At 27.9% G+C, this 23,913-nt stretch carries 29 protein-coding genes, 1 riboswitch and 1 other annotated feature; of the genes, 24 read left to right on the plus strand and 5 right to left on the minus strand.

From position 1 onward, the window contains the following. Positions 1 to 11: 11 nt before the first annotated feature. A complete protein-coding gene (locus OCV55_RS11235) occupies positions 12 to 803 on the minus strand; it encodes a tyrosine-protein phosphatase (protein ID WP_147580652.1) in 792 nt (263 codons plus the stop codon). Positions 804 to 1,099: 296 nt separating this feature from the next. Here OCV55_RS11235 and OCV55_RS11240 point away from each other — a divergent pair, with 296 nt between their 5' ends. The 20 genes from OCV55_RS11240 (at position 1,100) to OCV55_RS11335 (ending at position 17,048) form a co-directional block, all read left to right on the plus strand. Next, a complete protein-coding gene (locus OCV55_RS11240) occupies positions 1,100 to 2,941 on the plus strand; it encodes a polysaccharide biosynthesis protein (protein ID WP_394802870.1) in 1,842 nt (613 codons plus the stop codon). Between the two features lie 215 nt (positions 2,942 to 3,156). Continuing rightward, positions 3,157 to 3,696, plus strand: a complete 540-nt coding sequence (rbr, locus tag OCV55_RS11245; RefSeq protein WP_147580654.1) for a rubrerythrin — start codon at positions 3,157 to 3,159, stop codon at positions 3,694 to 3,696. A gap of 74 nt (positions 3,697 to 3,770) precedes the next feature. Further along, positions 3,771 to 4,925: an MFS transporter gene (locus tag OCV55_RS11250; protein ID WP_147580655.1), complete on the plus strand. Its 1,155-nt coding sequence runs from the start codon at positions 3,771 to 3,773 to the stop codon at positions 4,923 to 4,925. Positions 4,926 to 5,041: 116 nt separating this feature from the next. After that, positions 5,042 to 5,668, plus strand: a complete 627-nt coding sequence (locus tag OCV55_RS11255; protein WP_147580656.1) for a cupin domain-containing protein — start codon at positions 5,042 to 5,044, stop codon at positions 5,666 to 5,668. 26 nt (positions 5,669 to 5,694) lie between these two features. Then, a complete protein-coding gene (locus tag OCV55_RS11260) occupies positions 5,695 to 5,922 on the plus strand; it encodes a helix-turn-helix domain-containing protein (protein ID WP_267309917.1) in 228 nt (75 codons plus the stop codon). Positions 5,923 to 5,933: 11 nt separating this feature from the next. Continuing rightward, positions 5,934 to 6,464, plus strand: coding sequence for a methylated-DNA--[protein]-cysteine S-methyltransferase (locus OCV55_RS11265; RefSeq protein WP_147580658.1), 531 nt, complete (start codon positions 5,934 to 5,936; stop codon positions 6,462 to 6,464). 58 nt (positions 6,465 to 6,522) lie between these two features. After that, entirely contained in the window at positions 6,523 to 7,506 is a 984-nt protein-coding gene (locus OCV55_RS11270; protein ID WP_147580659.1) for an ROK family protein, read from the plus strand. Then, complete coding sequence (locus OCV55_RS11275) at positions 7,493 to 8,116, plus strand: HAD family hydrolase (protein ID WP_147580660.1); 624 nt, start codon at positions 7,493 to 7,495, stop codon at positions 8,114 to 8,116. Before OCV55_RS11270 ends, OCV55_RS11275 begins: the two co-directional genes overlap by 14 nt. A gap of 197 nt (positions 8,117 to 8,313) precedes the next feature. After that, a complete protein-coding gene (locus OCV55_RS11280; protein WP_052010789.1) occupies positions 8,314 to 8,556 on the plus strand; it encodes a DUF454 family protein in 243 nt (80 codons plus the stop codon). Between the two features lie 57 nt (positions 8,557 to 8,613). After that, positions 8,614 to 8,689: riboswitch (cyclic di-GMP riboswitch) on the plus strand. A 63-nt stretch (positions 8,690 to 8,752) separates the two neighbouring features. Then, positions 8,753 to 8,899 (plus strand): hypothetical protein, encoded by a 147-nt coding sequence (locus OCV55_RS11285; RefSeq protein ID WP_267309918.1) that lies wholly within the window; start codon positions 8,753 to 8,755, stop codon positions 8,897 to 8,899. A gap of 32 nt (positions 8,900 to 8,931) precedes the next feature. After that, complete coding sequence (locus OCV55_RS11290; RefSeq protein ID WP_267309920.1) at positions 8,932 to 9,255, plus strand: response regulator; 324 nt, start codon at positions 8,932 to 8,934, stop codon at positions 9,253 to 9,255. A gap of 81 nt (positions 9,256 to 9,336) precedes the next feature. Then, on the plus strand, positions 9,337 to 10,194 hold the full coding sequence (locus tag OCV55_RS11295; protein WP_147580662.1) for an EamA family transporter: 858 nt from the start codon (positions 9,337 to 9,339) through the stop codon (positions 10,192 to 10,194). Positions 10,195 to 10,263: 69 nt separating this feature from the next. Then, on the plus strand, positions 10,264 to 11,280 hold the full coding sequence (gene mutY, locus OCV55_RS11300) for an A/G-specific adenine glycosylase (RefSeq protein WP_032089478.1): 1,017 nt from the start codon (positions 10,264 to 10,266) through the stop codon (positions 11,278 to 11,280). A 42-nt stretch (positions 11,281 to 11,322) separates the two neighbouring features. Beyond that, on the plus strand, positions 11,323 to 12,087 hold the full coding sequence (locus OCV55_RS11305; RefSeq protein ID WP_147580663.1) for an SseB family protein: 765 nt from the start codon (positions 11,323 to 11,325) through the stop codon (positions 12,085 to 12,087). Beyond that, positions 12,065 to 12,823, plus strand: coding sequence for a ChbG/HpnK family deacetylase (locus OCV55_RS11310; protein ID WP_147580664.1), 759 nt, complete (start codon positions 12,065 to 12,067; stop codon positions 12,821 to 12,823). Before OCV55_RS11305 ends, OCV55_RS11310 begins: the two co-directional genes overlap by 23 nt. Next, positions 12,816 to 13,355: a DNA-3-methyladenine glycosylase I gene (locus OCV55_RS11315; protein WP_032089481.1), complete on the plus strand. Its 540-nt coding sequence runs from the start codon at positions 12,816 to 12,818 to the stop codon at positions 13,353 to 13,355. Before OCV55_RS11310 ends, OCV55_RS11315 begins: the two co-directional genes overlap by 8 nt. A 53-nt stretch (positions 13,356 to 13,408) precedes the next feature. After that, a complete protein-coding gene (locus OCV55_RS11320; RefSeq protein ID WP_147580665.1) occupies positions 13,409 to 14,185 on the plus strand; it encodes a hypothetical protein in 777 nt (258 codons plus the stop codon). Positions 14,186 to 14,322: 137 nt separating this feature from the next. Further along, entirely contained in the window at positions 14,323 to 15,408 is a 1,086-nt protein-coding gene (gene serC, locus OCV55_RS11325) for a 3-phosphoserine/phosphohydroxythreonine transaminase (RefSeq protein ID WP_119362771.1), read from the plus strand. Between the two features lie 10 nt (positions 15,409 to 15,418). Further along, entirely contained in the window at positions 15,419 to 16,579 is a 1,161-nt protein-coding gene (locus OCV55_RS11330; protein ID WP_117575490.1) for a phosphoglycerate dehydrogenase, read from the plus strand. Positions 16,580 to 16,916: 337 nt separating this feature from the next. Then, positions 16,917 to 17,048, plus strand: a complete 132-nt coding sequence (locus tag OCV55_RS11335; protein WP_267309919.1) for a hypothetical protein — start codon at positions 16,917 to 16,919, stop codon at positions 17,046 to 17,048. Between the two features lie 31 nt (positions 17,049 to 17,079). Here OCV55_RS11335 and OCV55_RS11340 read toward each other — a convergent pair whose 3' ends face one another. Together OCV55_RS11340 and OCV55_RS11345 are read right to left on the minus strand one after the other, a co-directional pair. Beyond that, positions 17,080 to 17,865 carry a polysaccharide deacetylase family protein gene (locus OCV55_RS11340; RefSeq protein WP_147580666.1) on the minus strand — a complete coding sequence of 262 codons (786 nt, stop codon included), beginning with the start codon at positions 17,863 to 17,865 and terminating at the stop codon, positions 17,080 to 17,082. Between the two features lie 60 nt (positions 17,866 to 17,925). After that, positions 17,926 to 19,182 (minus strand): patatin-like phospholipase family protein, encoded by a 1,257-nt coding sequence (locus OCV55_RS11345; protein ID WP_117480808.1) that lies wholly within the window; start codon positions 19,180 to 19,182, stop codon positions 17,926 to 17,928. Between the two features lie 108 nt (positions 19,183 to 19,290). On the opposite strand from OCV55_RS11345, the gene OCV55_RS11350 reads away from it, so the two are divergent. Continuing rightward, entirely contained in the window at positions 19,291 to 19,665 is a 375-nt protein-coding gene (locus OCV55_RS11350; RefSeq protein WP_147580667.1) for a RidA family protein, read from the plus strand. A gap of 41 nt (positions 19,666 to 19,706) precedes the next feature. Here OCV55_RS11350 and OCV55_RS11355 read toward each other — a convergent pair whose 3' ends face one another. Beyond that, positions 19,707 to 20,549, minus strand: coding sequence for an undecaprenyl-diphosphate phosphatase (locus OCV55_RS11355; RefSeq protein ID WP_147580668.1), 843 nt, complete (start codon positions 20,547 to 20,549; stop codon positions 19,707 to 19,709). Positions 20,550 to 20,650: 101 nt separating this feature from the next. Between OCV55_RS11355 and OCV55_RS11360 the strand changes: the two genes are divergently transcribed. Beyond that, a complete protein-coding gene (locus OCV55_RS11360; protein ID WP_032089489.1) occupies positions 20,651 to 21,235 on the plus strand; it encodes a hypothetical protein in 585 nt (194 codons plus the stop codon). A gap of 7 nt (positions 21,236 to 21,242) precedes the next feature. Here the strand turns inward: OCV55_RS11360 and trpS are convergent, their stop codons facing one another. Further along, positions 21,243 to 22,238, minus strand: a complete 996-nt coding sequence (gene trpS, locus OCV55_RS11365) for a tryptophan--tRNA ligase (protein WP_032089490.1) — start codon at positions 22,236 to 22,238, stop codon at positions 21,243 to 21,245. A 33-nt stretch (positions 22,239 to 22,271) separates the two neighbouring features. Beyond that, positions 22,272 to 22,472: a binding site (T-box leader), on the minus strand. A 98-nt stretch (positions 22,473 to 22,570) separates the two neighbouring features. Between trpS and spx the strand changes: the two genes are divergently transcribed. Both spx and OCV55_RS11375 read left to right on the plus strand, forming a co-directional pair. After that, entirely contained in the window at positions 22,571 to 23,038 is a 468-nt protein-coding gene (gene spx, locus OCV55_RS11370) for a transcriptional regulator Spx (protein ID WP_119362779.1), read from the plus strand. Between the two features lie 24 nt (positions 23,039 to 23,062). Further along, the gene (locus OCV55_RS11375; protein WP_147580669.1) at positions 23,063 to 23,893 is read left to right on the plus strand and encodes a hypothetical protein; all 831 of its coding nucleotides are present in this window, start codon (positions 23,063 to 23,065) and stop codon (positions 23,891 to 23,893) included. Positions 23,894 to 23,913: the final 20 nt, after the last annotated feature.

Here is a 23,913-nt window from a genome sequence, read left to right on the forward strand (position 1 = left end):
CTCCTTTTGAATTATTTAGATTTAAGTTTTTTAGCTAATTTTTTAAAAAATGATTCTCTTGCATAGACCGGTTCTAACCATTCATTTTTTAAAATATGTAAAGGATTTTCTGACATTAAAGTATGAATAGCATGATAATTATATTTTTTTTCAAGTAAATAAAATATTTTATTTAAACAAGGTTTTCGAGAACCAGTAGCTCGATGCGTATCTGTAGCAATTACATGGATCAAGCCTTCATCTAATAGTTGAAAAGCTATTTTTTTAGCTTGTTTACCATGATACCCTAAAAAGCTTGTAGCATTTACTTGAATAATACAACCACTTTCAATAAAACCATTTACTCTTTCAATATCTATTCCATTTTTAAAATATCTTTCAACATGAGCAATAATAGGAGTATAACCTTTAAATTGTACATCATATAATCTTTCTTCTACTTCTTGTTCATTTCCTATTTCTTTTCGTACATCAAATTCTACTAAAACATATTGTGTGTTTTCGATAGGAATAAAAAGATTTTGATCTAGAGCTTTTTGATAATCATGATTAAGAAATAATTCACAGCCATCTAATATATCAATATTATATTCAGTTGCTAGCATTCTTAAATCATCAATTCTTTGAATAAAATCATGAATATCATCTTTAGTATGAACACCGGGAGTTACATGTGGTGTAGCAACGATTGCACTTATTCTATTTTCTCTAGCAAGCTCTAAAGCTTTTCTTGCATCTTCATAAGATGGTATACCATCATCAATATTCCAAGCATAATGACCATGTATATCAATAAAAGACATGAAATCTCCTCCAATACTAATTGATATTATCTATCAATTAGTTTGAAAAATCAATAGAAATGAATTGTATTAAGAATATTGATATGGTAGTATTTGAATACAAAAAATGAATGATAGTGTTGTTGAGTGTCAAATAATGTCGTTTAGTAAAAAGAACAAAATAATTATTGTTATTTTTATTTTGGACATTATAATGATTATAGTTAATATTTTATTATTCTACTTAGAAAGTGAAAATAAAAATGTCAAAAATTAAGAGAGGGGATTTTATGACAAAAGAAAGAAGTTAGATTTTAATAAGAAAAACTTGCTTAGTCGCTTTTGATATTTTAAGTGTCATTATTGCTTTCTTTTTATCATCTATTATTGCTTATAACGGTCATATAGAATTAAGTTTTTTACGATATTCTTATTATTTATTAAGTGGTTTAATTGTTAGTAGCTTAATCTTTTTTGTCTTATTAAGATTATATGATAGTTTATGGAGATATGCTTCTGTCAATGAATTATTAAATGTTATTATAGCATCATTTTTAAGTACGATTGTTTATTGTATTTTATGTACGATTTGTCCGGTGACCCCACCTATTAGTACGGTGTTCCTTTATTTACTTATCTTGCTTATGCTTGTTGGTGGAGCTAGATTTGGATATCGTTTTTTAAGATTATATGCTTCTAGACACCATTTATTAGGTAGAGGAGAACATATAGAAAGTCGTGTCATGATTATTGGTGCTGGTTCAGCTGGTGAAAAGATTTTAAGAGAAACATTAGTTACACCAAAAATCAATAAAGAAGTGGTATGTTTTATTGATGATGATTTATCTAAAAAAGGAAGAAGAATCCATAATGTACCTGTTGTTGGAGGAAGAAATGAAATCTTGCAACAAGCTGAAAAATATCATGTAGATGAAATTTATATTGCTTTACCTTCTATTGATGATAAAGAAGTTTCTGAAATTTTAAATATTTGTAAAGAAACTAAATGTAAATTAAAAAAATTACCAGGTATTTATCAATTCTTAAATGATGAAATTACTTTAGAAAAATTAAAAGATGTAGAAGTTCAAGATTTACTTGGAAGAGATCCTATTAAAGTAAACTTAGAAGAAATTATGGGATATGTTCAAGATAAAGTTGTCATGGTTACTGGTGGTGGAGGATCTATTGGTAGTGAGTTATGTCGACAAATTGCTAAGAGTCATCCTAAACAATTAATTATTGTAGATATTTATGAAAATAATGCTTATGATATTCAATTAGAATTACAACGTAAATATCCTAAATTAAATTTAGAAACAATGATTGCTTCTGTTAGAGATCAAAATAAGATCAATGATTTATTTGCTTATTACCATCCAGATATTGTTTATCATGCAGCAGCTCATAAGCATGTACCTTTAATGGAAGATGCACCACATGAAGCAATTAAAAATAATGTTTTTGGAACTTTAAATGTTGCTAAAGCTGCAGATCAATATGGAGTTAAAAAGTTTATTTTAATTTCAACAGATAAAGCTGTTAACCCAACCAATATTATGGGTGCTTCAAAAAGATTATGTGAAATGATTGTTCAATCATTTGATAAGAAATCAAAAACAGAATTTGTAGCTGTACGTTTTGGAAATGTATTAGGATCTAATGGATCAGTTATTCCATTATTTAAAAAACAAATTCAAAATGGAGGACCAATTACAATTACTCATCCTGATATTATTCGTTATTTTATGACGATTCCTGAAGCTGTTTCACTTGTATTACAAGCAGGTGCTTATGCTCATGGTGGGGAAATCTTTGTCTTAGATATGGGAAAACCTGTTAAGATTTTAGATATGGCTAAAAACTTAATTAAATTATCGGGATTAGAGCCAAATGTAGATATTGAAATTAAATTTATTGGTCTAAGACCTGGTGAAAAGTTATATGAAGAAATGTTGATGAAAGAAGAAGGTATGCAAACAACACCTAATAAGATGATTCATATTGGTAAACCTATTGAGTTATCTCATGATTTCTTTGATCAATTAGATCATCTTTATCAAGTGGCTTATGATGAAGATAGTAATATTAGAAAAGAAGTTCATCAAATGGTTGATACATATCATTATGATGAAAATACAACACACGGTGTCAAATAATCTAACAATCAAATGTTAGATTTTTTTGTATATTAATAAAGATTTAAAAAAAGTTTATAATATGGAAAAGATGTATGTATTAAATGGGTTGAACGAAGTGAGGTTAAATAGCCTCACTTTTATTTCTATTCATTTTTATTGACAAATAGGATGAGTTGAATTAATATATAAGTAGGAATTATTCCTAACAAGGAATAGAAAAGAGGAGATATAATATGGCTAATAAATATGCAGGAACACAAACAGAAAAAAACTTAATGGAAGCATTTGCGGGAGAATCTCAAGCAAGAAATAAATATACTTACTTTGCTTCAAAAGCTAAAAAAGAAGGTTTTGAACAAATCTCATCATTATTTTTAAAAACAGCTGATAATGAAAAAGAACATGCTAAAATGTGGTTTAAAGAATTAAATGGTATTGGAAATACAGCAGAAAATTTAGCGGCTGCAGCTGAAGGTGAAAACTACGAATGGACTGATATGTATGAAGGTTTCGCAAAAACTGCAGAAGAAGAAGGTTTCCCAGAACTTGCTGCTAAATTCCGCAAAGTTGGAGAAATTGAAAAACATCATGAAGAACGTTATAGAGCTTTATTACATAATGTAGAAATGCAAGAAGTTTTCGCTAAAAGTGAAGTCAAAGTTTGGGAATGTCGTAACTGTGGACATATCGTTGTTGGTGAAAAAGCACCTGATGTTTGTCCAGTATGTAATCATCCACAAGCATACTTTGAAGTTCATGCAGAAAATTATTAATGAGAAAGATGCTTCGGCATCTTTTTTTTATATTCTTATATAAATGTTGATATTGTTATATTTTTTAGTGCTTTTTGTGGATATCTCCCTATAAATATATTTTATCTTTAGGACATTTATGTTCAGACATTAATCAAAGTATTTTATCTGCTGTATTACCATTTTTAATTGCAACATATCATTATGATTATACAACAGCTGCCATGTTAGTTACGGTATCAAATGTTTTTGGAGCTTTCGTTCAACCATTTATTGGGATGTTATCGGATAAAAAGAATAAACTATTATATATGACATTAGGCGTATTACTTGCTTCAGGTGGAATGGCAGTTACGGGTTTTATTTCTAATTTCTTTGGATTATGGATTGTAGTCATTATGAGTGGAATTGGAGTAGCGATGTTCCATCCTCAAGCTGCCAAACTTTTCAATAGTGTTCCTAGTAAAAATGCCAAAGGAAAAGGAATGAGTATTTTCTCTTTTGGTGGTAAGGTTGGTTTTACATTAGGACCAGTTTATACAGCTTTTTTAATGAATTTATTTGGGATGAAAGGAACAATTCTTTTCTTGATTCCTGGTATTGTTTTTGGAATTGTTTGTTCTTTCTTTGATAAAGATTTTGAAAATTTGGATGTTTTAGAAGTTGAAAAGAAAGAAGAAGTAAAAAGTGAACAAAATGATGATTGGAGTGGTTTTATTAAATTATGTTGTGTTGTTTTTAGTCGTTCTATTCTTTCTAATGGAATTTCCACATTCTTAGCGTTTTATTTTATTCAACAATTTTCTAAATCAAATTCATTCGCAAGTATGTTATTGAGTGTTTTTTATGGAATAGGATCGATTACTTTTTTAGGTGGAGGAATTGCCGATTGTTTTGGACATCGTAAAATGGTACGTCTTAGTTTTTGTATCTTCTTACCTGCAATCTTTATTTTTACTAATACAAGTCATTTCGTGATTGCCTTAATAATGCTTATTTTCATGATATGTGGTGAAAGTCTTTCTTATAGTCCAATGGTTGTTTTAGAACAAAAGTATATACCTAATCATACTGGATTTGCCTCTGGTATTACTTTAGGTTTAGTGGTAAGTATTGGCGCAGCATTATGTCCTGTTCTTGGCTATGTTTCAGATGCTTATGGTTTAAATTATGCTTTTATTATTATGACAATTGTTTGTGCAATTGCTCTTGCTTGTTCAATGTTATTACCAAATGTGGAGGAAAAATGAAGAAAAGTGGTGTAATCAAAACGTACATATACTTTATCAAATAGAAAAGAATCACCAAAAGATTTTAATGAATTTTTTAAATAAATAGATTAAAATAAAAGAAAAGGGGTGATTGGATGCAAGATTATAACTCTTATGATTTATTTGTAAAAAATCCACGTATTCATACCAATTTTCCTTTTCTTGCTCTTGATTGTAATAATAAAAAAACAATTCCACCGCGTATGCGTTTTCAAGAAATGCATTGGCATGAAGATATGCAAATAACTTATGTTTTAGAAGGAATTATAAAAATTATTTCACTTGGAAAAACGATAGAAGTTCCTCAAGGAGAAGCTGTTTTTATTTCTCAAAGAGTATTTCATCAGTTTATCGAAGTAGAAACAGCACATTATCGTTCTTTTCTTTTTCCAAAAAGTTTTATTAATTTTTATGAAAAAGGTCCTATGGAAAAAGAAATTGAACAAATGAACATTGGAATTTGTCTTTTAAAACAAAAAGAAATAATCGACATTATTAAAAACATCAATCATGTATCTTTTGAATTTTATCAAGAAAAACATAAAGAATACTATTTAGCAACACAACTTGTTCAATTTATGTATTATCTTTTATTACAAGCAGATCATGAAGAAAATACTTTACAAGATTATCATCATAGTTTACAAAATGTCTCGCTTTTATTCATTTACATTATCAAGAAAATATTTCTCTTGAAGAAATTGCTTCTTATGGAAATATGAGTGTTGGTCATTGTGGAAGACTTTTTATGCAAGTTCTTCAAACAACACCGTATGAATATTTAATCAATTATCGTATTAAAAAAAGTTTAGAACTATTAGGGAAAGAAAAAACAACCATTTCACAAATTGCTTTAGAAGTTGGTTTTAACGATGTCAGTCATTTTATTCAAAGCTTTAAAAAAAGAATGAGCATTACACCAAAACAATATCAAAAACAGCTTTTTAGTCATCAAAATAATATACAAGATATTTAGGAGAAAAGATTATGTATTATCAAACAACATATAAATCACCCGTGGGAACTTTATTTTTAGTAAGTGATGAAAAAAATTTAATAGGATTGTGGTTAGAAGGACAAAAATATTTTCAAGCAACATTAAAAGAAGAAACCATTATTAATGATCAAATAGAAATACTGCATAGAACAAAAGAATGGTTAAATCGCTATTTCAAAGGAGAAAAACCAAATATTAAAGAACTCTCATTAAAACCACAAGGTAGTGATTTTAGACAAGAAGTGTGGAAGATACTTTGTGAAATACCTTATGGTGAAGTCACAACTTATGGAAAAATTGCAAAAGTTGTAGCTCAAAAAATGCATAAAGAAAAAATGTCAGGACAAGCAGTAGGAAATGCTGTAGGGCATAATCCTATTTCAATTATTATTCCTTGTCATCGTGTCGTTGGTACAAATGGCAGTTTAACGGGATATGCAGGAGGTATTGATAAAAAAATCGCTTTATTAAAACATGAAGGTGTGGATATGACACGTTATTTTAAACCTAAAGCCAGATGATTCTGGTTTTTCTTTTAATTTACTTTTATTATAGTATAATAAAAGTAAAGGTGAGAATATGAATGCATTAAAAGAAACAAAGAAAAAACATTTATTAGCTATTTTAAAATATCTTTATCTTCATAACAGTTCAACAATGAATGAATTGGTAGAAAATCTACAATTATCCCAACCAAGTATTCGTAATATGGTAAGAACGCTTCAAGAAAAACAATTGATTCAAGAAGTAGGAAATGATTTATCAAGTGGAGGAAGATGTCCAACACGCTTTGCATTAAATGAAAAGAATTATTTGATTCTTTGTCTTTATGTTCAAGTAGATAAAGTTATTTATCAATTAAGAAATTTTAATGAAATAAAAAAAGAGGGTATTCTATTTTATCAAAGTGAGGATGAATTGAAAAAGACTATCAAAGATTTAATTGATCAAGAAAAGATACATTGTTGTCAAATAGCAGTAGAAGGTATTGTTTATGAAGATGTCTATGTGACGGATCATCATAATGTTCTTGAAAAACATCAATGGTTAAAAGATATCAAAAAAGAAATAAACATTCCTCTTCAATTACAAAATGATGTTAAGATGATTCATCAAGGATGTTATTTTACTTATCAACAAGATTCTACTTATTATTTGTATATTAATGAAGTAGGTATAGGAAGTTCTTATTTCTATAAAGATGAACCACTTTATGGAAGAAGTGGAATCATGGGGGAAATAGGGTTGATATCTTTAAAAGGGAAAACAATCAATCAACAAATTCGTGAATGTCAAAACCAAGAAGAATTTAATGAGATTCTTAGTTTGTTGCTAAGTATAGTTTTTACAATGATTGATCCAAAGCGTTTAGAACTCTCATTAGATTTAAAATGGCGATATGAAAAAAATATTATTGAAAAAGTATTAAATGAAATAAATCAAAGTTGTTTTGAAAATCTTTATTTTCATGAAGATGTTTCTTCTATGTTATTTGATGGATTAGTTTATAGAGGGGTTGTTTATTTATTAAAGGAAAGGATTGAAAGAAATGAAAAAATATGAAGCAATTATTTATGATATTGATGGAACTTTGTTAAATACATTGAATATGAACATGTATCCATTGATGAAAATCATTAAAGAAGAAACGGGAGAAGATTGGACTTTTGAACAAGTTTTAAAATTTGCAGCCTATCCAGGTATGAAGGTCATGGAAGAATTAGGTGTTAAAGATCAAGAAAAAACCTATGCTAGATGGGTGCAATATGTTAATGACTATGAAGAGGGAGCTACTTTATTTGAAGGATTTGAAGAAGTTTTAGAAACCTTTAAAAATCATAAAATTAAACAAGCAATCGTTTCTTCAAAGTTAAGAGATCAATATGAAATTGATATTGTTTCTAAAGGCATTGATCAATATATGTCAGCTGTTATTTTAGAAGATGATACAACGCATCATAAACCTCATCCAGAGCCTTTATTAAAATGTATAGAAAAATTAAATTTGAATTCTGATGAGGTGATTTATATTGGAGATGCCTATTCGGATTATCAAGCTGCTTTAAATGCCAACATTGATTTTGGACTAGCTAAATGGGGAAGTGTTGCTTGTCAAGATATTCCTAGTCAATATACTTTTGAAAACCCAATAGATTTACTGAAGTTACTTTAAGATTTTCAATAATATAATGAATGGTTATTTATGTTTTTAAGTAACATGATTGATTTTGATAAATCATACACAAAATTTTTAACAATTATTATTTCTTAAGAAATAGTCCAGAATATCTTTAAGAATTGTTTAGAATTAGTTCATGACTTGTTCATATAACTTTCTTATTCTTTTGTTTGTAAAAAGGAGGCAGTTATATGAAGTTAAGATACATTTATCGTAGTCTTTTATTTGTTATAGGAGTATTTTTTATATTATTAGGATTTGTTGGATTATTGCTTCCTGTTGTTCCTCAAGTACCATTTTTTATTATTGGTGCGATTTGTTTGATGGAATCATCAAATCGAATTAAAGAATGGGTCAAAGGACATGAATTATATCAAAAACATTGTCAAAAGATTATTGAAAAATCACACTTTTTAAAGCGAATACTGAATTAGTATTCGTTTTTATTTTCAATAAATTGACATAGATTGTTGGGTAAAATATAATGAAGATAACTTAATAGGCAAAGCAATTGAAAAATTGTGACGCAAAGCTATAGGGTCTTTAAAATGACAGCCAGTTGCAACTATATTAAACAGGAAAACCATACCTTTGTGCATATTTTTCCTGTTTTTTTGTAGGAGGGCAGTTATGAAAAATAAAAAAGATCTATATAATAATTCAAAAAAAGAACATCGTTTAGGGTGGGAAATTATTTTTACCATTTTAGTGGCTGCTTTATTCCTTTCAATTTATACATATATTTTACAAAATAATTATAAAAAAGAATTTTATTAGTAGAAGATAATGATTTAAATGCTGAAATAGCAATAGAACTTTTAAATGAAGAAGGAATGTTTATTGATCGTGTTAAAAATGGTGTAGAGTGTATTGAACAAATTGAAAAACAGCCCACAGATTATTATTCTTTGATTTTAATGAATATTCAAATGCCTATTTTAGATAGTTATTATACTACTCAAAAAATAAGAAGAATGAATGATCCTATTAGATCACATATTCCAATTATTGCGATGACAGCCAATGCTTTTGCCGAAGATAAAAAGAAAGCTTTAGAATTTAGAATGAATGATCATATTGCTAAACCAATTGATATGAATATTGTTATTCAAGTTTTAAAGAAATATATTTAATGTTAATTAATTGTTATGATTTAGATTGCATTCTTAACAAAATAAGCATAAAGAACTATAATTTTTTGGGGAGATTTATTTATGTGGGTTTTATATGCGTTTGGATCAGCTTTGTTTGCAGGAATTACATCAATTCTTGCCAAGTGTGGAATTAAAAAAACAGATTCTCATGTAGCAACAGTATTACGTACAATTGTTGTTTTGATTTTTTCATGGTTAATGGTTTTTATTGTACATAGTCAAAATCAGATTTCAACAATTTCAATAAATACATGGATTTTTCTAATCTTATCTGGTTTTGCGACAGGATCATCATGGCTTTGTTATTTTAAAGCTTTACAATTAGGAGATGTTAATAAAGTCGTACCGATTGATAAATCAAGTATAATTCTTACAATTGTTTTAGCTTTTATCTTCTTAAAAGAAGATATGACTTTATTAAAATGGATGTGTGTTATTCTAATTGGTGCAGGTACGTATTTAATGATTGATCAAAAAGAAAGTTCAACAACGACACATCATAAAAGTTGGTTGATTTATGCTTTACTTTCAGCTGTTTTTGCAAGCTTAACGTCTTTACTTGGAAAAGTAGGTATGCAAAATATTGACTCTAATTTGGGAACAGCTATTCGTACTGTAGTTGTTTTAATCATGTCATGGGTCGTTGTGTTTGTTGTAGGAAAACAACATGCCATCAAAGAGATAGACCGTCATGAATTACTTTTTATTTGTTTATCAGGAATTGCTACAGGGTTATCATGGCTTTGTTATTACAAGGCTCTTCAAGAAGGACTAGCAAGTATAGTTGTACCAATTGATAAATTAAGTATTGTTGTGACAATTATTTTCTCATATGTTGTCTTCCATGAAAAATTAAATAAGAAATCATTGATTGGATTTTTGATTCTTGTTGGTGGAACATTATTAATGTTACTTTAAATATGGCGAAAGCCATATTTTTCTTTTCAAAAGAAATAATATCCTTTAAAATAAATAAAGGTGAAAAGAATGCAAAAACAATTAATACAATGGTATCAACAAAATAAAAGAGACTTTCCTTGGAGAAAAGACCAAAATCCATATCATATTTGGATCAGTGAAATTATGTTACAACAAACAACGACAGAAACAGTTATCCCTTATTATGAGCGTTTTCTAGAAAACTTTCCTACAATTGAAGCACTTGCCAGTGCTTCTTTAGAAGAAGTCTATAAAATGTGGGAAGGTTTAGGATATTATCGACGTGCGAAGCATTTACATGAAAGTGCTCAAATAATTGTTGAAAAATATCAAGGGAAATTTCCTTATGAATATAATGATATTTTATCTTTAAAAGGAATTGGAGAATATACTGCCGGTGCTATTAGTTCAATTGCTTATGGAAAGCAAGTTCCAGCTGTAGATGGCAATGTTTTAAGAATTATCAGTCGCTATTATTTGCTTAAAGAAAATATTGCAGAAACAAAAGTACAAAAGAAAATATATCAAATAGTTCAAGAATTGATTTTAAATCAAGATGCTTCTGCTTTTAATCAAGGAATGATGGATTTAGGAGCAACGATTTGTAAACCTGTCCATCCACTTTGTTCTCGTTGTCCGATTCAAAAAGAATGTTTAGCTTTTAAAAATAAACAAATGGATGTTTTACCTATTAATATAAAAAAAATAAAAAAACAAGAGATAAGTTATATTACAGGAATCATCACTTATCAAGATAAATATTTACTTATTCAAAATCCACCAGGGGGATTATTAGAAAATTTTTATGGTTTTGTACAATATGATGTTGAAAGTCCCTATAGTTTTGTTTCTTCTTTTCAAGAAAAGTATCATCAAGAATTAATAATTCAAGCACATATTAAAGACATTAAACATGTTTTTAGTCATCGTATATGGTTTATGCATGTTTATCATTTTGTTTTAGAACATGAAATAGAAGGAATGTATACTTTAGAGGAAATAGAGGCTTTACCTTTATCAACTGCTCATTTAAAAGTTTTAAAAGCGTATCTAAAGTTCATGTAAAATACAAATAAAATAAATATAATAATTAAAGGGTGTGATGCTATGAAATTATTTAAGAAAGAAAGTAAAATTGAAAAAGAGGAGTACTTTTCTTTTTGTGTTGAAGGAATTTATGAACATAAAAATGATGAATTGTTTGTTTTAGGAATAGTTGATGGAATTATACAAAAATTAGATTCTTTATTTTTGATAGGTCCTTATGGCTATGAAGAAAAAGTAGAGATTCAAGAATGGATAGAAGTAGATTCTAAGCAAAACTATTATGCATTATTGATTGATCAATGTTTTCAAGAAGAAATAGACCAAGGGTATATCTTTACGAATAAAAATAATCATTTAGCTTCTTCTCGAGAAGAAGTTTATAATCCTTATCTTCAATTTTTATTAGACCAAGTTAATCGTCAACACTATGATTATTTAGATATTTTATTTGAACAACTTGCGACAAGAGCTTATTTTTTAGCTGTATTTGATTATCAAGATTTTCCTATTTATCAAATAAATGATAAAAAATATTATCCAATTTATACAAGTCAATTAGAAATGAATAAAGATCAAAAATGTAAAAATAAAAAAGGTTCAGTTTATAGTTTTGATGATTATTCTAGAATGTGTTTAAATCAAGATAAACTTGATGGAATTATCATTAATCCTTATCATAAAGAAAGAAGTATTGTTTTAAATAAAGATGTTATTCAACATATTAGAACAATTAAAGAAAAAAATATAAAAACATATGCGAAAGCTAAAAGTTATCTTAAAGATAGGAAAAGGAGACAAAAGTATGAAATTGATTATGAGAGCTGATGATTTAGGATTTAGTGAAGCAGTCAATTTAGGAATTTATAAAGCAGTTAAAGAGGGTGTTATTACAAGTGTTGGGATGATGACAAATATGGAACATGCAAACCATGGGTATGAACTTGTAAAAGATTTTGATATTGCTTTAGGGCAACATACAAATATTTGTGCGGGAAGACCCTTAACTGATCCTAAGCTTATACCATCTTTAGTTCAAGAAAATGGTGAATTTTGTTCATCAAGAGAAATTAGAAGTAGAAAAGAAGATACAGTAGTTATTGAAGAAGCTGAGATGGAAATTGAAGCACAATATTTACGTTTTAAAGAAATCACTGGAAAAGATCCTGATTATTTTGAATGTCATGCTGTTATTTCACAAAAATTTTTTATAGCTTTAAGAAATGTGGCTAAAAAATATGGTCTTTTTTATGAAAATGTTTTATTTGATCAAGAGTTTGAAAAAGAAAATAATATTTATGGTATTGCAATGGCCAAGCTTAATGAACAAATGCTTTATGATCCAAAAGAATATATTGAAAACAGTTTAGAATTTATTAGAAATCATGATGTATCCGTGATGGTTTTCCATCCAGGGTATTTAGATCAATATATTCTAACACATTCATCTTTTACGCTTATTAGGGCAATGGAATGTGATTTTCTATGTTCATCATGGTTAAAAGATTGGCTTAAAGAGTATCAAATTGAATTAACTGATTTTAGAAAGGTTAAAAATGCATAGATGTTCATGGGTCAATGATGATCCTCTTTATATTGATTATCATGATCATGAATGGGGAAAACCTGTTTATGATGATCAAAAATTGTATGAAATGTTTTTATTAGAGACATTTCAAGCAGGGCTTTCTTGGATCACTATTTTACATAAAAGAGAAGCTTTTAAAGAGGCTTTTGATCAATTTGATGTTAATAAAATAGCAATGTATGATGATTGCAAAATAAATGAGTTAATGAATAATCCAAAGATTATTCGTAATTCTAGAAAAATTAAAGCAGCAGTTAAAAATGCACAAATATTTATTGAAATACAGAAAGAATATGGTTCTTTTTCTAAATATTTATGGGCTTATACAAATGATAAAATTATTTATGAAAAAAAAGAAAATGAAACAACGAGTACGTTATCAGATCAAATTTCTAAGGATTTAAAGAAAAAAGGTATGTCATTTGTAGGAAGTATTACAATCTATTCTTATTTAGAAGCAATTGGGATTTATAATCATCATGATAGAAATTGTTTTTTACATCTTTAAAGAACAGTTTCTTTTTTTGTATTATTAGGTATAATAAAAATAAGGTGAGTTTAATGCAAAAAAAGAGACAATTAAAAACTTGTATTGTTGTTGTCGTTTTAATGTGTCTACTAACGATCTCCATGACATTTCAAACAATTTGTGTAAAGACAATCAGTGATAATTATATTAATTCACTTATTGTCAATCAAATTATTGATTTAATTATAGACGAAGAAACAGATGCAAATTTTCAACAAATAAATCAGTTACAAAATAAAATAAAAAAGAGTGATGCTCTTTATCAATTAAATAGATATGCTTTTGATCAATCTATGCGAAATACCAATAAAAATAAAATAAAATTAGATCAAAAAGAATTACAAAAATTTTCTACATTATGTAAAAAAATGATCAAAGATGAATTGAATATATCTATTGAAGAAAAACAAATTATGAATATTTTAAAACAAAATCAGTTTTGGAATAAAATGATTCATCGTATGAAAAATAAGTTAAGTTCTTTTTCAAAAATCTTTGTTTTTATTTATTCGATTATGCAATCAATATTTTTTAGAATAATTATTTTATTGTGGATATTATTATGTTTTTTTAGATTATATAATTTAAATAAATCAAGTTTTTCTTTGGTTTTTTCAATAGTTCTTTTAGTAAAAGCCTTGATTGACTATATGATGATAGGATTAATTGAAATATCAAAATCTTTTTATATTAAGATGTTAAATATTCCTATTTCATCTATAAGTATTGATTCTTATTTGATTGTGGCAATGGTATCTTTAATGATTGGCATGATTCTTTTTGTTTGGCATATATATAAGGCAGAGTAATCTGTCTTTTTATTTATAATTTTTTATCTATTTGATAACAAATTATAAATTGTATGAATTTATACAATATCACTAGACAAACAAAATTGTATACAATATAATGTTAGCAATACAAATAAGAAAGGAAGGTTTTATATATGACCGAAAAAAGAGTTTACAATTTCTCAGCAGGTCCTTCAATGTTGCCTGTTGCTGTACTTGAAAAAGCAGCAAAACAAATGTTGAATTATGAAGGCAGTGGTATGTCTGTAATGGAGATGAGTCATAGATCCTCTTCCTACTTAGATATCTTTGAAAAAACAAAAGGATTATTAAAGAAAGTGATGAATGTTCCTGAAAATTATAAAATTGTTTTTATTCAAGGGGGAGCAACTCAACAATTTTCAATGGTTCCTTTAAATCTTTTAAAGAATGGGAAAGCTGATTATGCGATTACAGGTGCTTTTAGTAAAAAAGCAGCTGCAGAAGCAAAAAAATATGGGGATATTCATATTGTTTATGATGGTAGTAGCAATGATTTTAAACATATTCCAACACAAGATGAATTAGATTTATCTAAAGATGCATCTTATTTACACATCTGTGCCAATAACACAATTTATGGAACAGAATGGAAATATGTACCTGAAACAAATGGGGTACCAATTATTGCGGATATGTCATCTAATATTTTATCAAAACCAGTAGATGTAAGTAAATATGGGATGATTTATGCGGGTGCTCAAAAGAACATGGGAATTGCTGGATTAGGAGTAGCAATTATTCGTGAAGATTTACTTCAAGATGTTGCCAAAACAACACCTGTTTTATTAGATTATAAATTGATGATTAAAAATGATTCAATGTATAACACACCACCAGCTTATGCAATTTATGTTTTAGGACTTGTTCTTGAATGGATCGATTCTTTAGGTGGATTAGAAGTTATGAAAGAAAGAAATGAAAAGAAAGCTAAATTAGTTTATGACTATTTAGATCAATCGACTTTCTATAAAGCACATAGTGATAAAGAAAATAGATCACTTATGAATGTGACTTTTACAACACCAAATAAAGATTTAGATGCGAAGTTTGTTAAAGAAAGTATCGAAGCAGGCATGACAAATTTAAAAGGTCATCGTTCTGTAGGGGGAATTCGTGCTTCTATTTACAATGCAATGCCATATGAAGGTGTTGAAAAACTTGTCGCATTTATGAAAGAATTTGAAGAAAATAATCGATAAGGAGTCAAGTATGTATAAGGTTAAATTGATGAATAAAATATCTTCAGTAGGATTGGATTATTTTAATGAAGATTATGAATATGGGGAAACGTTAGAAAATGAAGATGCTATTTTACTTAGAAGTGCATCTTTACATGAATATGAATTTACAAAAAATGTTAAAGCGATTGCGAGAGCTGGTGCGGGGGTCAATAACATTCCTGTTGAAAAATGTTCAGAAAAAGGAATTGTTGTTTTTAATACACCGGGGGCAAATGCGAATGCGGTAAAAGAACTTGTTTTATGTGCTTTATTTTTATCAAGTCGTAAGATCGTTGAAAGTATTGAATGGGTCAATACTTTAAAGGATGATGAAAATGTAGGAAAGACAGCAGAAAAAGGAAAATCAAACTTTGTAGGACCTGAAATCGAAGGTAAAAAATTAGGGGTTATTGGTTTAGGTGCTATTGGAGTTTTAGTTGCAAATGCAGCTAATAAACTAGGAATGGAAGTTTATGGATATGATCCATTTATGTCCGTCAATTCTGCTTGGGCTTTATCAAAACATGTACGTCAAGCAAAAGATATGGATGAAATATTTAAAACATGTGACTACATTACTGTCCATGTACCAAGTACTAAAGATACAAAGGGTATGTTAAATAAAGAAAAGTTTGCATTAATGAAAGACGGAGCACGTTTATTGAACTTTGCTAGAGGGGACTTAGTTGTAAACGAGGATTTATTAGAAGCAGTTGAATCAGGTAAATTAAGTAAATATATAACTGATTTTGCTTCACAAGAATTAATTGGAAAAGATAATATTATTGTATTACCTCACTTAGGAGCTTCTACTCCTGAAAGTGAAGATAACTGTGCGAAAATGGCTGTTCAAGAATTAAAAGATTTCTTAGAAAATGGAAATATTAAAAATTCTGTGAATTTCCCAGCTGTTAATCAACCAAGAGAATCAAAAGTAAGACTATGTATTACCAATAAAAATATGCCAAATATCTTGGCACGTATTTCTAAATTATTTGCTGATCACAACTTAAATATAGAAAATATGGTGAACCGTTCTCGTGGGGATTATGCTTATACATTAATTGATACAAATGATGATGTACGTCAAGATATTATTGAACGTATCGAAGCAGCTGAAGGAATTATTAATGTAAGAGTGATTAAATAAAACTTGATAAAGGTATTTCAAGAAGTCCTAAGGGACTTCTTTTTTTGGACTATTTGTCCATTGAAAGAAGGGAAAAAGAAGATAAAATGATAATAGAAATGAGACAAATGTGAAACAAATATGAGACAAATTATCTTTAAGCATATGATACAATTAAATCAGAAAAACTCCTTATAAATATGATAAACAATATAAACAAAAAGCAATGTATAAAATCTTAATATAAAAAATTTATATGAGGAAAGCGGATGTGCATTAAAGAAATGCAAGTGACAGTACTTGTAAAAAACTACTTAGAGATGAAGGAAAACTCAATACTTTAAAAGAACTGCTTAAAGTGAAACTAGGAACTTTATCAAGACCTTTAGAAAAACAAATTACAAATGCATCGCTAGAAAAATTAAATGTTCTTACATTAAACATATTTAATGTAAGAAATGAAGAAGATGTTTTAAAAATTATCAATTAAAAGAGCTATACGATTCATTCGTATAGTTCTTTTATTCTATCCACCATTTAAATAGGGGGAAGGGCATATTAGAAAACATAAGATAACGTGGAAGCAAGTATTGTTTATCATTGCATGTCATATGTCTATTTTGATTGTAACTAAAGGCTAGTTTAACAGAACTTGATTTGAGATAATCTTGTGCATTTTGACAACTGACACCATATGGAAAGGCAAAGTAATCTGTTGAAACAAGGCCTTTGTTTTTTTCAAAGTCTTTTTTTATTTCATTTGTTGTCATGGTTTCTATTTTCTTTTTATAGGGTAAATGACCAATATGGTGCATATCATAAGAATGACTGTAGTATTCAACATATTGATCATTTTTCAAATCATTTGTTTGTAAGTAAAGTGGATTATTGGTTTTGGTTTTATAACCAATGACAAAGTTTGTAGCTTGCAAATTATATTTTTTTATAATAGGTTTAACAATAGTGTTAAAGTTTTTATATCCATCATCAAAAGTTAAACATACAGCTTTTTTAGATACTTCTTTTTTTCCGTGATAATAGGCTTCAACATCTTCCATGGATAGACATTGATAATTATTATCCGCTAAATATTTCATTTGTTTTTCAAATTCACTTATAGACATAAAATAAGGATTTGATGCATAGTTTTCTTTTTTTTCTTGTTCACTTACGACACCATGGTATCCTAAGATAGCAATTCCATCTTTACCGTTTTCATGAATAATGATGTCTTTTGTCACCCAGCCAAGTCCGATTGCTATGTAACAAACAAGAACACATAAAATGATTTTTAATATATTTTTCATAATATTCCAACTTTCTATCAGTACTAGTTTATAGAAAAACAGTAAGGATGTCAAAAAAAGCTATGAGACTTCATAGCTTAAGACACAAGTAATAAACATCGCTAGGACAAATTCTTTTAAGAAAAGATTTTCATAATTTAAATGTTCTTCTTTTTTATTTATAAAATAAGATAAGTAATTTTTAAGAATTTGATGATTTGTGAGATCTTTAAAAGATTGGGCGATATTTTTAAAATCAATTCTTTCTATTTCTCTTAAATCAGGTTTAATTTGGTTTTTGATGTCTTGAATAATATCTTTAAAATGATAAACCTTTAAATCATCGTAATCATGTTCACTCATATAAAGTTCTAAACCTAAGATAAAATAATCTTCTAATTTTAAGTAATCTAAATACGTATTTTCTTTTAATAAATCAAGAATAGGTGTTTCATCTGAAATTGTAAGTAAATGATGATTGTATTGATTTTCATAGTTTAAAATTTGATTATGAAAAGATAAAGCTATTTCTTGAATATTTTCTTCAGGATAAAAAGCAAAACGATGCCCTTTTAATTTTTTAAATGTTTTTAAAGTATCAAGATAACCTAAGCGTATTCTTTGATCCAATAGCTCTCGATTAAAATCAAGAAAGCCACCTAAATGCTTAGACGGTCTAATAAAAGTGATATTTTCACGATGTAATAAATAGGGATGGGTCGCTTCTTGATTGAGTTCAATTGCAATAATTTTTTGTGCTCCCATTTTTAAAGCAAGAGAGATAGGTAAATTATCATAATATCCGCCATCAATATATCCTTGCTTATCTATATAATGAATAGGAAATGCAGGAAAACATGAGGCTGAAGCAATAGCATATTCTACAATGTTATCTTCGCTCATATCATCTACTGTGATTTCTAATGGTTTCATAGAAGGAAAAGCAACAGTGCATAAACCATATTTGATGGGTGAACTTTTCGCTTTTTTGCCATTATAAAGACCTTTGATTAATTGAACAAGTGGTTCAATATCAGCACCTTTTTTATCAAGATAGGACTTTAAAAAAGGACCTATATTAGAAGAATTGTTCATTAGATTTTCAATTGAAAAATCAAATTGAATAGGATGCTTTAAAACCTTTTCTAATGATAAAGTATCCCATAATTCATAAAGCTTTTGATAATCTTCTTGAGCTACAAGTAGCCCATTTAAAGCACCAATAGACGTACCAGTAACAATATCAAAATGATATCCTAATTCTTGTAATGCTTTCATGCATCCTGATTCATAAGCTCCTTTAGAACCGCCACCTGATAAAACTAATCCATATTTCATAAAAACACATCCTTTTCAATAATTATACTTTTTCATAAAAAAAATACAACTTTATCATTTTAATATATGAAGAGTTTGTTATAATTATATGGCAAGGAGGATTAAAAAATGAAAAATGTAGTGAAAACAGATCAAGCTCCAGGAGCTATTGGTCCATATAGTCAAGGAATACAAGTAGGGGATATGTATTTTTTCTCAGGACAAATTCCTCTAGTACCAAGTACAGGTGAAATGCCAGAAGGAATCGAAGCACAAGCTCATCAAGCTTTAAAAAATGTGAAAGGATTATTAGAAAGCCAAGAATTATCATTTTCAAATGTTGTTAAAACAACTGTCTTTTTAGATAACATGGATGATTTTACAACAGTAAATGGTATTTATGCTGAATATTTTGTAGAACCTTATCCAGCAAGATCTGCTGTAGAAGTTGCTAAACTTCCTAAAGGAGCTTTAATTGAAGTAGAAGTTATCGCTAAAAAATAATTAAAAAAGAGATTTCGTTTTTGAAATCTCTTTTTTGTATATTATAAGAAAAGAATTGCAATAATACCTACTATAAAACAATAGTAAGAAAAATAATTCAATTTTCTTTTATTTAAAATACTAAACAATAAATTAAGTGCTAAATAAGTAACAACACCACTGACAATAAAACTAATTAAATAAGGAAGCCATAATGCAGCGACAGTTGAACTTGTTAAAAAATGTTTAAGTTTTAAAATGATTGCTCCAAAGCTGACAGGCATAAACATAAAGAAAGAGAAATCTCTTGCTGCTTTTTGATCAAGACCACCAAGCATCCCACCAGTAAGTGTTGATCCACTACGAGAAACCCCAGGAAGTAAAGCAAGTAATTGGAAAAATCCCATTCTTAATGCATCCCATAAATTCATGCTTTTTGTTGTTCTTTTTCCTTTATACCCAAATTTGTGAATAAGCATTAAAAAACAAGAAGTTAAAAGTAAACAACAACCTACTAATTTAGGATTAGAGAAAGCATGTTCAACATAATCATTAAAAAGAACACCACCAATTGCTGCAGGAATTGTAGCAATAATTAATAACATACAAAATCTAAAATCAGGTAATAGCTCATCTCTTTCTTGAGGTTTAGCAATATACCCGAAAAAGGATTTGATTAGACGAATAATATCTTGGCGATAATAAAACATGATAGCAATGAGTGAACCAGTATTAACAATAACTTCAAAAGTAACATCATTCATTTGTGGAACCATTAAACCAAGTTTTTCAAAAATACTTTGGAATAAAACTAAATGTCCACTACTTGAAATAGGAATAGGTTCACTAAAACCTTGAATAGCACCTAAGATTGCATAGACAATAATATCTTTAATTAAACTCATAATTTCACCTCGTCACCCATTATATATGAAAATATTATAAAAATATACAAAAACATTTTTTTAATGGAGATGACATATAATAAAGAAAAAGGAGGAAGAAAATGATTGTTAATTGGGTTAAAGAAGATGAAGAACTATTAGAGCCATATGAATGGTCAAATGGTGATGATATCGAAATCATTTCAACACTTTCATGTTTTAAAGTAGATCAAAAAACACTCCATGATTTTATTTATGGATGTTTACACATTTTTGATCAAAAGTTGTGTCAAAAAGTATTTGCAATAGGAGATGGTCATTATGCTTTAGCGATTGAAACAGATGATCAAGGAAAGCTTTGTTATCGAAGTGTTTTTGATTTTTGTGATCGTGATAAAATGAATAAAAAGATTGCTGCTTTAGAACTGTCTAATATTCATTATCAAATGTATGATGAAGGAGAAATGAAAGAATATGGTCTAACAAGAGAGGAAAGGTTAAAAAAACAATTTATTGAACAAAGAATTGATGAACTTTATATGGAAAATTATGATGATTTTTTGATGTTATGTAGACAGCTAAATATCGAAGATGCACAAAGTATCCAAAAATATAATCATTTAAAAAATAAAATAGCTAAGGGCTATACATTTATACATGAAATCCTATTCTATGAATTTACTAAAAAGGAATACAAAAAGAAATAAGCAATGCTTATTTCTTAATTGTAATTCCTATTTTTCTTTCAACTTTCGCAAGTTTTTTTCTTGCCATATAACGTGCTTTATCAGCACCTTCATTTAAAATTGTATCGATATAGTTACCTTGATTGATTTCATTATATTTATCATGGATTTTTTGTAATTCATTACCTACAACTTCAGCTAGATCTTTTTTAAATTGACCATAACCAACACCTTGATAACGTTCTACAAGTGCATCAATAGATTCACCACTTAAAATAGAATAAATAGTAAGTAAGTTTGAAATACCAGGTTTATTTTTAACATCATAGTAAATAGCGTTATCACTATCAGTGACAGCAGACATGATTTTCTTTTTAGAAACATTAATATCATCTAAAATATAAATACATCCTTTACCTGTTTCATCAGATTTAGACATTTTCTTTGTAGGATTTTGTAAGTCCATAATACGTCCACCTACTTTTGGAACAAGTGGTTCAGGTAATTTGAAAGTTTCACTATAACGATTATTAAATCTTTCAGCAATATCTCTAGCAAGTTCACAATGTTGTTTTTGATCTTCACCAACTGGTACATAATCTGGATCATAAAGTAAAATATCAGCATTCATTAATGAAGGATAATTAAAAATACCAGCTCCAATAGATTCATCTTTTTTAAGTTTGCTTGCTTTATCTTTATATTGAGTCATACGTGATAATTCACCCATTGACACCATACATCCTAAATACCAACCAAGTTGAGCATGTTCTAAAACATCAGATTGTAAAAATAATGTGACTTTTTTAGGATCTAATCCAGCTGCTAAATATAAAGAAATCAAATCTTTTGTATTTTTTCTTAAATTCTTTGGTTCTTGATAAATTGTCATACTGTGTAAGTTAGCAACAAAAACAATCATTTCATATTCATCTTGATAAGAAACAAAAGGTTTAATAGCTCCTATGTAATTTCCTAAAGTTACTCTTCCTGTTGGCTTGATGCCACTCAACATTCTTTTCATAAATTTTCCTCCTTAAAATAAAAAACGTCCTTAAAAAAGGACGTTATAAACGCGGTACCACCTTAATTCGTATAAAATATACGCTCTTGATCTTAACGCGATTAGCGACAAAAGACTCATGCCTTTTGTAACTCCAGAACCCCAATTTCTATTATATCAATGGCTTATTTCCATCAACCATAAGCTTTCTATAACATTTAATATAATTTACTTATGTTCCTTCAATGTCTTTAAAAACATTATAATGAGCTCATCTATAAAAATCAAGATATTTAAAAAAAGATATACAAAGTTTAAAATTGTTGTATAATTATTTACAAAGGAGTGATTGTATGATACGTATATATACCGCCCCAAGTTGTGCTTCTTGTAGAAAAGTAAAATCTTGGTTAAATGAAAATCAAATACCTTATGTAGAAAAGAATATTTTTTCTACTTTATTAAAAGAATCAGAACTTCGAGAATTATTAGAACGTAGTGAAAATGGTACGGATGATATTATTTCCAAAAGAAGCAAAATTATTAAAGAAAATGATATTGATATTGATTCAATGAAAATCAATGATTTAATTAAGTTTATACAGGAAAATCCATCAGTTTTAAAAAGACCAATTATGATTGATGAAAGAAGATTTCAAGTTGGTTACAATTCTGAAGAAATAAGAGTCTTTATTCCTAAAGAACTTAGAAAGTTAGCTGAATGTCATGATATGGATCGTTGTCCACAATTCAGCAATAAAGATTGTTTGAATTTTAAAAAAGAATATGAAAGGGATAGAGAAAAGGAATCAAGTCAATAGATGGATTCTTTTTTAGGAGACAATATGAAAAAAATATTAAAAGTTATAATGACACTTGTTTTAATTTGTTCATGTTTTTATCTAGCAATTTCATTATTTATGAATCATTTGATTATTAATGATATGGTACCAACAGTTGTTAAATCAACGGCTGTAACAAATGCTTTAGAAGATACTTGTCAAAATGTTTTAAGTATGATGAATATGGATGAAAGCCAAAGTCAAGCACTTGTTTCTTCTTTACAACAAGATGAAAAAACGCAAGAACTTGTTAATGAATATATTGATACTGTTTTAAATAATCAATCATCTACTCTAGATGAAACTTTATTAAAGCAAGTTTTAGAAGATAAAAAAAATGAGGTATATTCTATTTTGAATCCTTCAATAAATGAAGAAACGTTTACAACACTTTATGATCAAGCTATCAATCAAATGGATTTACAAGGTTTACAAGATAAAGTATTAAGTCGAGTAGAAAATACGATGGAACAATCTGGAGAAACATATAAGATTGTAAAGAAAGTATATAGCTTTAAAAATTCTACACATATTATTGTGAGTGCTATTTTATTAGTTATTTCTACAGCTTATCTTATTTTTATTTCAGTTCAAGAGAGATTGATTACAAAATGTTTATCAGTAAGTTATATGGTTTGTGGAATTATGACATTCTTGATTTCTTTTACGATAATTTTAGGATTAACAGCAATGGCATCTTCTACAATGACAATTCAGTTAACTTCTATTAAATATATGTATATATGTGGAGCTAGTTATTTCTTTGTAGGTATTATTTTATTAATTGTAAATGCTTTTTTAAAAAAGAAAAATCGTTATCATTATTATTACTAGTATAAAAAGAAGGGGTATTT

Origin of the sequence: [Clostridium] ammoniilyticum (genome assembly GCF_025566905.1) — a bacterium.
GTDB lineage: Bacteria > Bacillota_I > Bacilli_A > Erysipelotrichales > Coprobacillaceae > Faecalibacillus > Faecalibacillus intestinalis.

Bases quoted from the DNA above. Each gene is read 5' to 3' on its own strand.
- OCV55_RS11235 (WP_147580652.1), bottom strand. From the start codon at position 803: ATGTCTTTTATTGATATACATGGTCATTATGCTTGGAATATTGATGAT.
- rbr (WP_147580654.1), top strand. From the start codon at position 3,157: ATGGCTAATAAATATGCAGGAACACAAACAGAAAAAAACTTAATGGAA.
- OCV55_RS11255 (WP_147580656.1), top strand. From the start codon at position 5,042: ATGCAAGATTATAACTCTTATGATTTATTTGTAAAAAATCCACGTATT.
- OCV55_RS11260 (WP_267309917.1), top strand. From the start codon at position 5,695: ATGCAAGTTCTTCAAACAACACCGTATGAATATTTAATCAATTATCGT.
- OCV55_RS11265 (WP_147580658.1), top strand. From the start codon at position 5,934: ATGTATTATCAAACAACATATAAATCACCCGTGGGAACTTTATTTTTA.
- OCV55_RS11270 (WP_147580659.1), top strand. From the start codon at position 6,523: ATGAATGCATTAAAAGAAACAAAGAAAAAACATTTATTAGCTATTTTA.
- OCV55_RS11275 (WP_147580660.1), top strand. From the start codon at position 7,493: ATGAAAAAATATGAAGCAATTATTTATGATATTGATGGAACTTTGTTA.
- OCV55_RS11280 (WP_052010789.1), top strand. From the start codon at position 8,314: ATGAAGTTAAGATACATTTATCGTAGTCTTTTATTTGTTATAGGAGTA.
- OCV55_RS11285 (WP_267309918.1), top strand. From the start codon at position 8,753: ATGAAAAATAAAAAAGATCTATATAATAATTCAAAAAAAGAACATCGT.
- OCV55_RS11295 (WP_147580662.1), top strand. From the start codon at position 9,337: ATGTGGGTTTTATATGCGTTTGGATCAGCTTTGTTTGCAGGAATTACA.
- mutY (WP_032089478.1), top strand. From the start codon at position 10,264: ATGCAAAAACAATTAATACAATGGTATCAACAAAATAAAAGAGACTTT.
- OCV55_RS11305 (WP_147580663.1), top strand. From the start codon at position 11,323: ATGAAATTATTTAAGAAAGAAAGTAAAATTGAAAAAGAGGAGTACTTT.
- OCV55_RS11310 (WP_147580664.1), top strand. From the start codon at position 12,065: ATGAAATTGATTATGAGAGCTGATGATTTAGGATTTAGTGAAGCAGTC.
- OCV55_RS11315 (WP_032089481.1), top strand. From the start codon at position 12,816: ATGCATAGATGTTCATGGGTCAATGATGATCCTCTTTATATTGATTAT.
- OCV55_RS11320 (WP_147580665.1), top strand. From the start codon at position 13,409: ATGCAAAAAAAGAGACAATTAAAAACTTGTATTGTTGTTGTCGTTTTA.
- serC (WP_119362771.1), top strand. From the start codon at position 14,323: ATGACCGAAAAAAGAGTTTACAATTTCTCAGCAGGTCCTTCAATGTTG.
- OCV55_RS11330 (WP_117575490.1), top strand. From the start codon at position 15,419: ATGTATAAGGTTAAATTGATGAATAAAATATCTTCAGTAGGATTGGAT.
- OCV55_RS11340 (WP_147580666.1), bottom strand. From the start codon at position 17,865: ATGAAAAATATATTAAAAATCATTTTATGTGTTCTTGTTTGTTACATA.
- OCV55_RS11345 (WP_117480808.1), bottom strand. From the start codon at position 19,182: ATGAAATATGGATTAGTTTTATCAGGTGGCGGTTCTAAAGGAGCTTAT.
- OCV55_RS11350 (WP_147580667.1), top strand. From the start codon at position 19,291: ATGAAAAATGTAGTGAAAACAGATCAAGCTCCAGGAGCTATTGGTCCA.
- OCV55_RS11355 (WP_147580668.1), bottom strand. From the start codon at position 20,549: ATGAGTTTAATTAAAGATATTATTGTCTATGCAATCTTAGGTGCTATT.
- OCV55_RS11360 (WP_032089489.1), top strand. From the start codon at position 20,651: ATGATTGTTAATTGGGTTAAAGAAGATGAAGAACTATTAGAGCCATAT.
- trpS (WP_032089490.1), bottom strand. From the start codon at position 22,238: ATGAAAAGAATGTTGAGTGGCATCAAGCCAACAGGAAGAGTAACTTTA.
- spx (WP_119362779.1), top strand. From the start codon at position 22,571: ATGATACGTATATATACCGCCCCAAGTTGTGCTTCTTGTAGAAAAGTA.
- OCV55_RS11375 (WP_147580669.1), top strand. From the start codon at position 23,063: ATGAAAAAAATATTAAAAGTTATAATGACACTTGTTTTAATTTGTTCA.